Below are 10,881 nucleotides of genomic sequence, written 5' to 3' on the forward strand. Positions count from 1 at the left end.
CCGGTGTATTGGATGCTACCATGGCAGTCAATTGCCGCAGTCCAGTGCCTGTGTCCGCGTTCGGGCGGCCGCCCCATGAGAGATTACAACGATACGTGGCGTTCAGATTGAACGGCTATCCAAGGTCCGAGTTTCGGCTGGCCCAAATCGCGCCGCGTTCGAACATCGTGCGCATTTGCGGCACGGCGAACTCGTCGGCGGTGTGCCCGAGCGCGCTGTAGAAGACGCGGCCCTTGCCGTAGCGGCGCTTCCAGACAACCGGCATGACGACGCCGGCGATGAAATCGAGATGCTCGCCGGTGAAAGTAGTCGTCGCCAGCACCTCGTTGGTCGGATCGACATGCATGTAATACTGCTCTGAACGGTAGGCGAAGTCGTCGATGCCCTGCATGACCGGATCGCCTGGCCTGGTGATGTCGACGTGATAGTCGATGATGTTGCCGGGATGGGCGACCCACTGGCCGCCGGTCATGAACTGGTATTCCGGCTCGTTGCGGAAGCTGTCGCACATCGTGCCGTGAAAGCCCGCAAGGCCGGTGCCGGCCCCGACGGCGCTGGTCAGGTTTTGCAGCTCCGGCTTTTCGATCGTCGACATGGTGATCACCGGGACAATGAGATCGAGCATGCCCAGCTGCGGATCGGCAAGCGCCGAAGTCCCCTGCTCCAGCTGCACGTCGAAGCCGTTGCCGGCCAGCATCTCCTTGACGATTTCGGCGCTCCGGGCCGGGGTGTGACCTTCCCAGCCGCCCCAGAAAATCAGTGCCGTCTTGCTCATCGCATTATTCCCTATTCCAGAATTCCGAAAGGCAGGTCGGCCTGCATCGGCGCCGGCCGGGCGCAGCCATATCTCAGGTCGATACGCTGGCCTATCTCTGCTGAAGAGATGATCGATTCCATGATTTCCAGGACATGGAGGGAAAGATCGAGGCTGGCGCGGTGTTGCCTGCCCGAGACGACCGCCTGCGCCATGTCGGCAAGGCCGAGGCCCCGGTAATTGCCGTCGCCATACGAATGGATCTGATCGGCCACCGTCCAGTCGCCCTTGCGCTGGCTGGTCCTGATGTCGCCCTGAAACTGGTTGGGATCGGAGACGATCATCGAGCCCTTGGTTCCGTAAAGTTCGATGTGATTGTGTTCATGCTTCCAGACGTCGAAGCTGGTGGTGATCGAGACCGCGGCGCCATTCTCGAATGCGAGCAGGCCGGAAATATGGGTCGGCACCTCGACCCGGATGGTTTCGCCCTGGCGCGGTCCAGAACCGATGGTGCGGGTGGCGTAGGAAGACTTCGCCTGCCCGGTCACGGATTTTACCGGACCCAGGAGATTGACCAGGCAGGTCAGATAGTACGGTCCCATGTCGAGCATTGGCCCACCGCCGGGCTGATAGTAGAAATCCGGATTGGGATGCCAGAGCTCGTGGCCGGGCACCTGCAAGAAGGCAGAGCCGGCGACAATGGTCCCAGCCGTATCCTCATCGACCAGCCGCCGCGCCGTCTGGTGGGAGCCGCCAAGAAAGGTGTCGGGTGCGCAGCCGACGCGCACGCCCTGTTCGCGCGCCGCCGCGACCAGCCGCTCGGCGTCGCTGAGCGTCGTTGCCAGCGGCTTCTCGGAATAGACGTGCTTGCCTTGCCCGACAGCCTGCAGGCCGACCGGCACATGATGCTGCGGCGTCGTCAGATTGAGCACGATCTCGACGCGCGGATCGGCCAACAGCGCGTCGACCGGCATGGCAGCCAGGCCGTAGGCCGCTGCCTTCGCCTCGGCTGCCGCCCGGTTGATGTCGGCGACGCCGACAATGTCGAGCACCGGGAATTGTGGCGATGCCTTCAGATAGGCATCCGAAATGTTGCCGCAGCCGATAATGCCGACACCGATCCTCCGCATGGGCTTCTCCTCAAAAGGCGGCATTGATGAAACAGCAGAACTCGTTTGTCACCCCCCTTTCGGCCAGACGACGTTATCCCGTGACAAGGATATACCTCGAGAGCCTCAGAACCGCCGCCCGATCACAATCGCGCGCCTATGCGCGAGCCGCTTGCTTTCGAGGTCGAACGGCCGGTACTCAGCAACATTGCTTCATGTAGCTTGCTCGACATTTTTGATGCCGGCTTTAGAAGGACGCAAATGATCCGCCCACAAGGAACCATCGCACCGATCCTGACGCCGTTCGAAAACGACGGCCGGATCGCCCGCGATCTCTGGATATCCCACGCCAAATGGGTGCTGGATCAGGGAGCGCATTTCCTGTCGCCGTTCGGTACCACGGGCGAGGCCTTGTCCGTCTCGTTGCGCGAGCGCATGCAAGCGCTGGAGTGGCTGGTCGAGGCCGGCATTTCGCCAAGCCATCTGATGCCCGGCACCGGTGTCACAGCACTTGCCGAGACCGTCGAGCTGACGGCGCATGCCGTCGGGCTCGGCTGTGCCGGGGTGATGGTGCTGCCGTCGTTCTTCTATACGGCCGCCGGCGACAACGGACAGGCCCGCTACTATGGCGAGCTGATCGAACGGGTGGCGAACCCGGCGATGAGGATGATCCTCTACCACATCCCGCAGAATTCCGGCGTACCGGTGAGCCCGCCGCTGACCGCCCGCTTGAGCCAAGCGTTTCCGGATGTCGTGGTGGCTTACAAGGACAGCGCCGGCGATTGGAACAACACCGCGGCGGTCATTGCGGCAGCCCCAAGGGTCGCGGTGTTCCCGAGCTCGGAAGCACAGCTGACGAAAGGCCTCGCCAACGGTGCTGCGGGATGCATCTCGGCGACGGTCAATCTAAATGCCGCAGCGATCCGGGCCCTCTACGACGCAGCACTGGCGGGAGAGGACATTACTGACGCGGATGCCGCCATCAAGGCGTTCCGCAAAATCATCCAGGACGCCGGCCTCATCTCCGCGATGAAGGCAGTGCTGGCGGTACGGGCCGGCGACAGACGCTGGCTGAACCTGCGCGCGCCGCATGAGAACGCGACGCAAGCCACCGGCGAAGCTTTGCTCGCCGCTCTCGGCCCGCTAGCCGACCATATCGGCCGGAGCTGACTATCGGGCCGTGTTCAGGGCGGCAGCAGCGCGTATCAGCGCCTTGAACGCATTCTCATCTATGTCTTCGCCCTCACGGATATCGATGGCGCGCCTGGTGTTGCCTTCGAGACTGGAGTTGAACAGGCCTGAAGGATCCGGCAGGGAGGCGCCCTTTGCGAAGGTCACCTTCACGACGTTGTTGTAGGTCTCGCCGGTGCAGATTATTCCGGCGTGCGACCACACCGGAACGCCTCGCCACTTCCACTCCTCGACCACTTCCGGGTCAGCCTGCTTGACGAGAGCGCGGACATGGGAAAGCGTCTTGCCTCGCCAATCGCCCAGCTCACTGATCCTCGCATCTATCAGCTGAGAGGGGGAGCTCTCTGCATTTCCTTCCATAGAGCCACTCTTCATCACCATTGTCGCTTTCCCTAGGGTTGTTGCCGCTCGCCCGTCACATGAATACCGCTAGTCGGCACCGGGTTTGCGGGAATGACTGGCATTCCACTCACATTCGCTCGCCAGGCAACTGGCTGGCTTGCTTTACCCAGTCGGTGAGTTGAGCTTCGTCGAGCTGGTCGTCCTCGCGGATGTCGAGGTAGCGCACGTCCTTGTGCTTGGACTCGCCTGGAGGGAAAGGATGCAGCGACGTGCCGCGGAAGAAAGCCAGCTTGATGTACTTTGTGAAGCAATGGAAGTTGAGGAACCAGCCTTGACCCTCTACGCCATAGAAGGGCGAGTTCCATTTGACGGCCTTGCGCAGGTTGGGAACGTTGCGCTCGATGAGTGCGTCGAGGCGGCGGCCGACGTCGCGTTTCCAGCCCGGCATGGCCGCGATGTAGGCCTGCACAGGAGCGTCACCATCACCCTTCGGGATCTGCGGGTTGCCGCCTGCGAGGAGGACCGGCTTGGCGGCTGCAGGCTTGGCGGCGGGCTTCTTCGCGACCGCCGCTGACTTGATGGACGTCTTGTTGGCCATGCGTTCACTCCAATGCGCCGGTGCCCCCTGCGTTGCGCCACTTGGGAGCGTAAGGCAGCACGAACATGTACAGTCCGGTAAGCAGGAGCAAGCCGAGTGGAAACAGCGGCAAGAGGTATACCCAGTAGGCGGGTTCCTTGCCTGCTCCCAGGCTGATGAAGATGGCGGCGACGACCGCCGCAAAGATGATCGACAGCCAGCGGTGGATCTGCCGAACCCATTTGTTCCAATCCATTGAGACCTCCTCTGAAGACGAACCGAAGCGGATCGGGCGGCCCGTTTGGCGACTCCCGCCGGGCAGCCACGCCACTGAACGCATGCTTTACCAGCGCGCCAGTTGGGTGATTTGAACGAGATTGCCGCAGTTGTCGTTCAGCTGGGCGATGGTCGAGCCGGTTACTTCGGTCGGCGGCATCGTGAACTCGGCGCCGCGCGCTTTTATGCGCTCGTAGTCGCCCTTGACGTTATCGGTGAAGAACATGACCGCGGGCTGGCCCTGCTGGAAAATGGCTTGCTGGTAGGCCTTGGCCGCCGGGTTGTCATTGAGCGCGAGTTGCAGCTCGGCACCGTCCGGCTCGTCGGGTGATGCGACGGTCAGCCAGCGAAACGGCCCATTGCTGAAATCGGCCTTCTTGGTAAAGCCGAGCGTTTCGGTGTAAAAGCCCAGTGCCTTTTCCTGGTCGTCCACGTATACTTTGGCCAACTTGATCTTCATTGGCTTGCCTCCATTATCGCCTCGTGATGTCGCTCTGTAACAGAGCCCTTGCTTGGATAGCCCAGCGGATCTCAGTCCGTCCGCGCCAGAACCTGCTCCAGATCGTCAAAGAACCTCGGCCAGCCGACTTTGGCACCCCGGAAGTAAGGCTGCTGATCCGGCCGGAAGCCCGACTGTTCCATGCGCAAGCGGGCTCCGGTGCTCGTGGGGGTGAGGGTCCAGGAGACGACACTCTTGAGATCCTTGGTATCCCACGTGTAAGTCAGTGTTCTGTTCGGCTCGACCGTCTGCACCTGACACTCGACAGAGCCCCAGTCTGCGTGAAGATTGAAGCGGTGGTTCGCGACAGGTTTGAAGTCATTTTTCATGAGCCACTCCTCGATCAAGTGTGGTTGCGTGAGCGCGCGCCAGATCTTCTCGGGCGGATAAGCGATTTCCCGTTCAACAATGACGGAGAGTGTTTCGGTCGACGTTCGGTTCACTGGTCCATCCTTTTGAGCAGGTCTTCGAGGTCGTCGAACCGGCTCTGCCAGAACCCGGTCATCTGGCTTGTCCAGTCAATCAGGGGGGCAAGCGCAGCAAGCTGCGCGCTATAATGGGTCTGTCGCCCTGCATGGCGGTCGCGCACGAGCCCGGCCTGCCTCAAAACGCCGAGATGTTTTGACACGGCCGGTTGCGAGATCCCGGCCTGAGCCGTCAGAGCCCCGACCGTCTGCTCTCCTTCGCGACACAGCCGCTCAAAAATAGCGCGCCGAGTCGGATCGGCAAGCGTTCTGAAGAGTACATCGTGAGCCTTTGGCATTGGGATCGATAACCCTTCGGCTATTGATCGATGTATAACCACCGGGATATGTGTGAGTCAAGCGGGAAGCGGCACAATTCTCGTTGCAGGAGCGATCACCTGCTTCGCTCACACAGCGGTCTGCTTCAAGAAGTGGAACGAGCGCCGCGACGGTCGCTGACCTGGGGGCAGCCTGGTGTGCCAAAGTACTCTGCGCTGGAATCGTCAAGTGTGATGCGCTATATGACTATCTACATGGTCAGGAGCGTGACATGGACGCGGTCAATCTGGCGGACGCCAAGGCACATCTGAGTGAGCTCGTCGACCGGGTTGAAGCTGGAGACTCGATCGACATAACCCGGCGTGGCAAGCCGGTCGCCAGGCTCACGGCCGTGGCCCGCCCTCGCAAACGGATCGACGCCGTCCTGCTCCAATCCCTGACCGCAACCATGCCTCTGCAGGCTCAGGCTGCCACCGATCTGGTGCGATCGATGCGAGATGGCGATCGCTATTGACGTCCTATCTCGATACTTCGCTGATCATCGCGGCGCTATCCAACGAAGCCATGACCGCGCGCGTTCAGGGCTGGCTGGCGGAGCAGGACCCTGCGCAACTTGTGATCAGCGACTGGACCATCACCGAGATGTCCTGCGCCATGGCGATCAAGCTTCGGACCGGACAAATCGACCTGGAGCAACGCGCGGCAGCGCTCGCGATGTTCAATAAGCTTGTCGCTGAGAGCTTCACCGTGCTGCCGGTGACGGGCGGGCATTTTCGGGTCGCCGCGAAATTCGCCGATCAGCATATGCTCGGGCTTCGTGCTGGCGACGCCCTGCACCTCGCGACGGCATCGGAGCATGGCGCCACGGTGTGGACCCTCGACCAGCGGCTCGCCGAGGCAGGACCGATTCTCGGCGTGCCGACGCAGTTGCTGGCATGATCGAGGCCCTCTCCTCCAAAATGAATAAACCGATTGGCTGCAATTCTTGACCTTGACGACTTGTGGATATACATTTCTTCCAGCGTATATCTAAGAGAGGAAGTGGCATGCAGGTCGCCAAATGGGGAAACAGTCTTGCGGTCCGCCTTCCCGCCGCTGTGGTCGAAGCGCTTGAACTCAGGGAAGGCGATGAGATCGAAATCCATGTCGCTGACGCCCGCCAGCTTGGCGTCGCGCGGAAGCCCGGGCGTGAGGAGTTGCTGAAGCGTCTCCGCGCCTTCCGCGGTCGGCTTCCCGCTGACTTCAAATTCGATCGGGACGAGGCAAATGCCCGTTAGTTTTTTCGATACCAATGTCCTTCTTCATATCGCGTCAGGCGACACGGCGAAGGCGGATCGGGCCGAGGCGGTCATCGCCGATGGCGGGGCGATCAGCGTGCAGGTTCTCAATGAACTCACCAATGTCGCGCGTCGGAAGATGCAAATGTCATGGGACGAAACGCATGCGCTGCTGACCACGCTGCGCGGCCTGTTGACGGTTCATCCGCTCACGCTCGAGACCCACGAAACAGGATTGAGGCTCGCCGAGCGGTACGGCCTTTCCACCTATGACGCGATGATCGCCTCCGCGGCGGTTCACGCTGGCTGCGATACACTTTGGTCGGAGGACATGCAGCACGCAATGGCGCTCGACGAAGGCTTGCGCATCGTTAATCCCTTTCGCGTTGCGAGCTGATCACGCTCATTGAAGGGGGCTGGCCGGGAGCGAACTGGCGGCTTTCGATGTTGCCGAGCGGCGCGTCGGGCACGGAGAGCGATGCTGTCAACCACAAGCGTCTGCGCGGGCGAGGAGAAAGGCCGCTTCGCGCACGTTGCGGGTGAGCTTGGCCGCAGCCTCGAATTCGGCGCGGGCCTCGGCCAGCCGGCCGGCCCGAAACAGAAAATCGCCCCTCGCCGCCGGCAATGGCGCATAATTGCGCAAGGCGGCGGCGTCGGCAATCTCGTCTACCAGCCGCAGGCCCGCTTCGGGCCCGAAGGCCATGCTGTGGGCGACCGCTCGATTGAGATCGACCACCGGCGAGGGCATCACTGCACGCAGCCGGTCGTAGAGCGCTGCGATACGGGGCCAGTCGGTATCGGCCGGACTGCGCGCCCGCGCGTGACAGGCTGCAAGCGCGGCCTGCAACACATAGGGGCCATCGCCCCCGAGGGCTTCGGCACGGGCCAGCGCGTCAAGGCCTCGGCGGATCAGCAGCTGGTCCCAGCGCGCGCGGTTTTGCTCGGTCAGGGTCAAGAGGGCGCCGTCCGGCCCGATGCGTGCCGGCAGGCGCGATGCCTGGATTTCCATCAGAGCCAGCAGGCCGAACACCTCGGCATCCTCGGCCATCAACCCCGCCAGCATGCGGCCGAGCCGTTGTGCCTCCAGGCACAGGCTCGGGCGGACAAGGTCGTCGCCTGCCGTGGCAGCATAGCCTTCATTGAAGATGAGATAGATGACCTCCAGCACCGAGGACAGACGCGCCGCACGCTCGGCGCCGCGCGGCACCTCGAAGCTGAGCCCGGCCTTTCCGATCGTCCTCTTTGCGCGGACGATGCGCTGGGCGATCGTCACCTCGCTCGACAGGAAAGCACGGGCGATCTCGTCCGTCGTCAGGCCGCCGATGACACGCAGCGTGAGGGCCGCGCGGGCGTCGGCCGAAAGTATGGGGTGGCAGGCTGTGAAGATGAGGCCCAGCAGCTCGTCGCCAAGATCGTCGTTCATGGCCATTTCGTTTCCCTCGGCCGTACCATCGCAGTCGCCGTCCAGCTCCCGCGCGATCTCCTCATGCTTGCGCTCGCGCATCTTGTCGCGACGGATCGCGTCGATGGCGCGGCGTTTGGCGACCGTCATCAGCCAAGCGCCGGGATTAGCCGGAACGCCGGTCCTGGACCATTCGGATAGGGCTATGACGAGGGCGTCCTGCACCAGTTCCTCTGCAAGATCGACATTGCGCACGAGGCGGGCCAGGCCCGCGATGAGCCGGGCACGTTCAATGCGAAAAATCGCCTCGATCGCCTGCTGCGTCTCGCCTGCCGTCATGCTGCCTTATCGGCCAAAGCCATAACGAAGGCAAAGCAGGTTGCGGCCGACAGGTTCAGTTGCCGCTGAGCTTCTCGCGCGTCCGGTCATGGATTTCCGTGACCTCCGGCGTCAGATTCCCATTGCCAATCAGCCATCTCGTACAGCGGCCGGATTTCAATCTCGCTCGGTCCGGGCATGGGATTGGGGCAGCGCTTCACCCAGGCGACAGCCTCGTCCATGTCCTTGACTTCCCAGAGCCAAAAGCCGGCGACCAGTTCGCGGGTCTCGGCGAAAGGCCCGTCGATGACCGTCCGGCGGGGACCATCGAACGCAACGCGCTTGCCCTGCGAGGAGGGCTTGAGGCCATCGGCGTCGAGCAAGATGCCGGCATTGCGCAGCTCGTCGTTGAACCTGCCCATCGCCTCCATCGCCTCCTTCGCCTCGGGCGTGGGGACAAAGCCCTTTTCGCTGTCCTCGGTAGCCTTCACGAGCACCATCACACGCATCGTCTGTCTCCTTGTTGAGCCGGACTCACCGGCCGGCATCGAAACGACGAACGGAGTTTAGGAAATCGACATTGTCCTGCAAATTTTTTTCGAGGTTGAGGAGAAAGCCGCCGATCGCGGCTCCCCTGGTCAGGAATCGCGATGGCGCGATATCGAGATTGGGCGCAACGGTGGTCGCCGATTGTAAGTAATTGAGTGGCCCGCCTAAACCATTTCGGGACGTTTTGAAGCCTCGCGGATCGCCTTGTGTACGCTGCGCTGCAAATCCATGAAGGCCGGGGTTTCCATGACCTCTTCCCGGCGCGGGCGCTCGATATCGACATTGAAGGTCTGCATGATGCGTCCCGGGCCGATCCCCATCACGACGATGCGGTCCGACAGGTAGACGGCTTCTTCCACATCATGGGTGACGAAGAGCACGGTGAGCCTGTGCTCCTCCCAGATCTGCGTCAGGAGTTCCTGCATCTGATGCCTGGTCAAGGCATCGAGCGCGCCAAAGGGCTCGTCCATCAGAAGCATTTTGGGTCGATAGGAAAGAGCACGCGCTATGGCCACCCGTTGCTTCATGCCGCCCGAAAGCTCAGACGGATAACGATTGGCGCTGTGAGGGAGCTTGACCAGATCGAGATGCTCGCGTGCTATCCTGCGGCAGGTCGCGCGATCATGACCCGCGGCCTTGAGGGCGAACTCGATGTTCTGCTGCGCCGTCAGCCAGGGAAGCAGGGTGTAGGACTGGAAGACGACGCCGCGGTCGAGGCCCGGCTGCAGGATCGGCGCGCCATCGATGGCAAGATCTCCCGCGTCGAAATCCTGCAGTCCGGCAACGATCGACAGCAGCGTGCTCTTGCCGCAACCCGACGTGCCCACCAGCGAGACGAACTCGTTGTCGGCAAGATCGAGATTGATATCGCGCAGCACTTCCGTGCGCCGCGCGCCCGTGCCGAAGCTCTTGTGGAGACCCTCGATCCGCAGTTTGGGCAAACTCATCGGCCCGGCCTCATTGCACGTGGCCCTCCTGCCGGAACAGCACTTTTCCCAGTGCCTTCATGACCTGGTCGGTGATGAGGCCAAGCACGCCCAGCAGCAGGATGTAGCCGATGATGGTGTTTGTCTGGAAATAACGCTGGGACACGGTGATGCGGTAGCCGAGCCCTGATGTCGCCGCGACAAGTTCCGCCAACACCAGCCAGGTCCATGCCCAGCCGAGACTGATGCGCAACGTGTCCCAGATGCCTGGCAAGGCGCTGGGAACCACGATGCGGGTCAGGATCCTGCGATCCGGCAGGCCGAGTGTCCTGCCAAGGCCAATGAAATCAGCGGGAACCCGCTTCACATTGTCCATGATCATCAGCACCTGCTGAAAGAAGGTGCCGATGAAGATGATCAGGAACTTCTGGGCATCGCCCGTCCCCGACCACAGGATGGAGAGGGGCACGAAAGCGACCACCGGCATGTAGCGGATGAAATCCACAAGCGGCTCGATCGCCGCTTCCCAAGTCCTGAAGCTGCCGATCAGCACGCCAATCGGAATCGCCAATGCCGAGGCGATGAGGAAGCCAACAGAAATACGGTATATCGAGGTCCTGAGGTCCAGCCACAGCGTGCCGTCACCCGAGAGCTTGCCGAGCTGGGTCACCACGCTCCCCGGCGAGGGCAGGAAAATCGGCTTTACCAGCCCCAGCCCTGTTGCCGCCCACCAAGCAAGACCGAGGCCGGCAAAAACCGCCACTGCTATCATCAGGAAGCGCGAGCGTGCGATGGGCGCGGCGCTTCCGGGCGGTGGGGGGCGGCGCCGCGGGTGTTTGAGGAACCGCCCCCGGGCTGGGGGGGGGGGGGGTGGGGTGGTTGCGGCGGGGGGGGGGATTTTGGTGACCCCCCCCCGCC

General features: G+C 62.3%; 17 protein-coding genes. 5 read left to right on the forward strand and 12 right to left on the reverse strand.

Annotated elements, in window-relative coordinates:
• Positions 1 to 115 precede the first annotated feature (115 nt).
• Together NKI16_RS12830 and NKI16_RS12835 are read right to left on the reverse strand one after the other, a co-directional pair.
• Positions 116 to 775, reverse strand: coding sequence for a ThuA domain-containing protein (locus NKI16_RS12830; RefSeq protein ID WP_352457402.1), 660 nt, complete (start codon positions 773 to 775; stop codon positions 116 to 118).
• Between the two features lie 11 nt (positions 776 to 786).
• Positions 787 to 1,884 (reverse strand): Gfo/Idh/MocA family protein, encoded by a 1,098-nt coding sequence (locus tag NKI16_RS12835; protein ID WP_352922873.1) that lies wholly within the window; start codon positions 1,882 to 1,884, stop codon positions 787 to 789.
• Positions 1,885 to 2,124: 240 nt separating this feature from the next.
• On the opposite strand from NKI16_RS12835, the gene NKI16_RS12840 reads away from it, so the two are divergent.
• Positions 2,125 to 3,033 carry a dihydrodipicolinate synthase family protein gene (locus NKI16_RS12840; protein WP_352457400.1) on the forward strand — a complete coding sequence of 303 codons (909 nt, stop codon included), beginning with the start codon at positions 2,125 to 2,127 and terminating at the stop codon, positions 3,031 to 3,033.
• Here the strand turns inward: NKI16_RS12840 and NKI16_RS12845 are convergent, their stop codons facing one another.
• The 6 genes from NKI16_RS12845 to NKI16_RS12870 form a co-directional block, all read right to left on the reverse strand.
• The gene (locus tag NKI16_RS12845; protein WP_352457399.1) at positions 3,034 to 3,414 is read right to left on the reverse strand and encodes a DUF1801 domain-containing protein; all 381 of its coding nucleotides are present in this window, start codon (positions 3,412 to 3,414) and stop codon (positions 3,034 to 3,036) included.
• A 109-nt stretch (positions 3,415 to 3,523) separates the two neighbouring features.
• The gene (locus NKI16_RS12850) at positions 3,524 to 3,994 is read right to left on the reverse strand and encodes a DUF1801 domain-containing protein (RefSeq protein ID WP_352569221.1); all 471 of its coding nucleotides are present in this window, start codon (positions 3,992 to 3,994) and stop codon (positions 3,524 to 3,526) included.
• A 4-nt stretch (positions 3,995 to 3,998) separates the two neighbouring features.
• Positions 3,999 to 4,229, reverse strand: coding sequence for a hypothetical protein (locus NKI16_RS12855; RefSeq protein WP_023716563.1), 231 nt, complete (start codon positions 4,227 to 4,229; stop codon positions 3,999 to 4,001).
• Positions 4,230 to 4,316: 87 nt separating this feature from the next.
• Positions 4,317 to 4,709 (reverse strand): VOC family protein, encoded by a 393-nt coding sequence (locus NKI16_RS12860; protein WP_352451012.1) that lies wholly within the window; start codon positions 4,707 to 4,709, stop codon positions 4,317 to 4,319.
• A 71-nt stretch (positions 4,710 to 4,780) separates the two neighbouring features.
• Positions 4,781 to 5,191: an SRPBCC family protein gene (locus NKI16_RS12865; RefSeq protein ID WP_023676179.1), complete on the reverse strand. Its 411-nt coding sequence runs from the start codon at positions 5,189 to 5,191 to the stop codon at positions 4,781 to 4,783.
• Positions 5,188 to 5,511 carry an ArsR/SmtB family transcription factor gene (locus tag NKI16_RS12870; RefSeq protein ID WP_023676180.1) on the reverse strand — a complete coding sequence of 108 codons (324 nt, stop codon included), beginning with the start codon at positions 5,509 to 5,511 and terminating at the stop codon, positions 5,188 to 5,190. Before NKI16_RS12870 ends, NKI16_RS12865 begins: the two co-directional genes overlap by 4 nt.
• A gap of 251 nt (positions 5,512 to 5,762) precedes the next feature.
• On the opposite strand from NKI16_RS12870, the gene NKI16_RS12875 reads away from it, so the two are divergent.
• From NKI16_RS12875 to NKI16_RS12890, 4 genes are all read left to right on the forward strand, one after another.
• A complete protein-coding gene (locus tag NKI16_RS12875) occupies positions 5,763 to 6,005 on the forward strand; it encodes a type II toxin-antitoxin system Phd/YefM family antitoxin (protein WP_023676181.1) in 243 nt (80 codons plus the stop codon).
• Complete coding sequence (locus NKI16_RS12880; RefSeq protein ID WP_352457397.1) at positions 6,002 to 6,430, forward strand: type II toxin-antitoxin system VapC family toxin; 429 nt, start codon at positions 6,002 to 6,004, stop codon at positions 6,428 to 6,430. The genes NKI16_RS12875 and NKI16_RS12880 overlap by 4 nt, the downstream gene beginning before the upstream one ends.
• 107 nt (positions 6,431 to 6,537) lie before the next feature.
• Positions 6,538 to 6,768, forward strand: coding sequence for an AbrB/MazE/SpoVT family DNA-binding domain-containing protein (locus tag NKI16_RS12885; RefSeq protein ID WP_023676182.1), 231 nt, complete (start codon positions 6,538 to 6,540; stop codon positions 6,766 to 6,768).
• Positions 6,758 to 7,165 carry a PIN domain-containing protein gene (locus NKI16_RS12890; RefSeq protein ID WP_023676183.1) on the forward strand — a complete coding sequence of 136 codons (408 nt, stop codon included), beginning with the start codon at positions 6,758 to 6,760 and terminating at the stop codon, positions 7,163 to 7,165. The genes NKI16_RS12885 and NKI16_RS12890 overlap by 11 nt, the downstream gene beginning before the upstream one ends.
• Positions 7,166 to 7,252: 87 nt before the next feature.
• Here NKI16_RS12890 and NKI16_RS12895 read toward each other — a convergent pair whose 3' ends face one another.
• The 4 genes from NKI16_RS12895 to NKI16_RS12910 all read right to left on the reverse strand — a co-directional run bounded on the left by NKI16_RS12895 (position 7,253) and on the right by NKI16_RS12910 (position 10,735).
• Positions 7,253 to 8,509 (reverse strand): RNA polymerase sigma factor, encoded by a 1,257-nt coding sequence (locus NKI16_RS12895; RefSeq protein WP_023676184.1) that lies wholly within the window; start codon positions 8,507 to 8,509, stop codon positions 7,253 to 7,255.
• 86 nt (positions 8,510 to 8,595) lie between these two features.
• Complete coding sequence (locus NKI16_RS12900) at positions 8,596 to 9,036, reverse strand: YciI family protein (protein WP_245274676.1); 441 nt, start codon at positions 9,034 to 9,036, stop codon at positions 8,596 to 8,598.
• A 165-nt stretch (positions 9,037 to 9,201) separates the two neighbouring features.
• A complete protein-coding gene (locus NKI16_RS12905) occupies positions 9,202 to 9,984 on the reverse strand; it encodes an ABC transporter ATP-binding protein (protein WP_352451005.1) in 783 nt (260 codons plus the stop codon).
• A 10-nt stretch (positions 9,985 to 9,994) separates the two neighbouring features.
• Positions 9,995 to 10,735 (reverse strand): ABC transporter permease, encoded by a 741-nt coding sequence (locus tag NKI16_RS12910; RefSeq protein WP_352457396.1) that lies wholly within the window; start codon positions 10,733 to 10,735, stop codon positions 9,995 to 9,997.
• Positions 10,736 to 10,881 lie beyond the last annotated feature (146 nt).

The sequence above is a fragment of the Mesorhizobium sp. M0698 genome, from assembly GCF_040320455.1.
GTDB lineage: Bacteria > Pseudomonadota > Alphaproteobacteria > Rhizobiales > Rhizobiaceae > Mesorhizobium.

Coding starts and splice junctions, on each gene's coding strand:
- NKI16_RS12830 (WP_352457402.1), bottom strand. CDS start 775: ATGAGCAAGACGGCACTGATTTTCTGGGGCGGCTGGGAAGGTCACACC.
- NKI16_RS12835 (WP_352922873.1), bottom strand. CDS start 1,884: ATGCGGAGGATCGGTGTCGGCATTATCGGCTGCGGCAACATTTCGGAT.
- NKI16_RS12840 (WP_352457400.1), top strand. CDS start 2,125: ATGATCCGCCCACAAGGAACCATCGCACCGATCCTGACGCCGTTCGAA.
- NKI16_RS12845 (WP_352457399.1), bottom strand. CDS start 3,414: ATGGAAGGAAATGCAGAGAGCTCCCCCTCTCAGCTGATAGATGCGAGG.
- NKI16_RS12850 (WP_352569221.1), bottom strand. CDS start 3,994: ATGGCCAACAAGACGTCCATCAAGTCAGCGGCGGTCGCGAAGAAGCCC.
- NKI16_RS12855 (WP_023716563.1), bottom strand. CDS start 4,229: ATGGATTGGAACAAATGGGTTCGGCAGATCCACCGCTGGCTGTCGATC.
- NKI16_RS12860 (WP_352451012.1), bottom strand. CDS start 4,709: ATGAAGATCAAGTTGGCCAAAGTATACGTGGACGACCAGGAAAAGGCA.
- NKI16_RS12870 (WP_023676180.1), bottom strand. CDS start 5,511: ATGCCAAAGGCTCACGATGTACTCTTCAGAACGCTTGCCGATCCGACT.
- NKI16_RS12875 (WP_023676181.1), top strand. CDS start 5,763: ATGGACGCGGTCAATCTGGCGGACGCCAAGGCACATCTGAGTGAGCTC.
- NKI16_RS12885 (WP_023676182.1), top strand. CDS start 6,538: ATGCAGGTCGCCAAATGGGGAAACAGTCTTGCGGTCCGCCTTCCCGCC.
- NKI16_RS12890 (WP_023676183.1), top strand. CDS start 6,758: ATGCCCGTTAGTTTTTTCGATACCAATGTCCTTCTTCATATCGCGTCA.
- NKI16_RS12895 (WP_023676184.1), bottom strand. CDS start 8,509: ATGACGGCAGGCGAGACGCAGCAGGCGATCGAGGCGATTTTTCGCATT.
- NKI16_RS12900 (WP_245274676.1), bottom strand. CDS start 9,036: ATGCCGGCCGGTGAGTCCGGCTCAACAAGGAGACAGACGATGCGTGTG.
- NKI16_RS12905 (WP_352451005.1), bottom strand. CDS start 9,984: ATGAGTTTGCCCAAACTGCGGATCGAGGGTCTCCACAAGAGCTTCGGC.
- NKI16_RS12910 (WP_352457396.1), bottom strand. CDS start 10,735: ATGATAGCAGTGGCGGTTTTTGCCGGCCTCGGTCTTGCTTGGTGGGCG.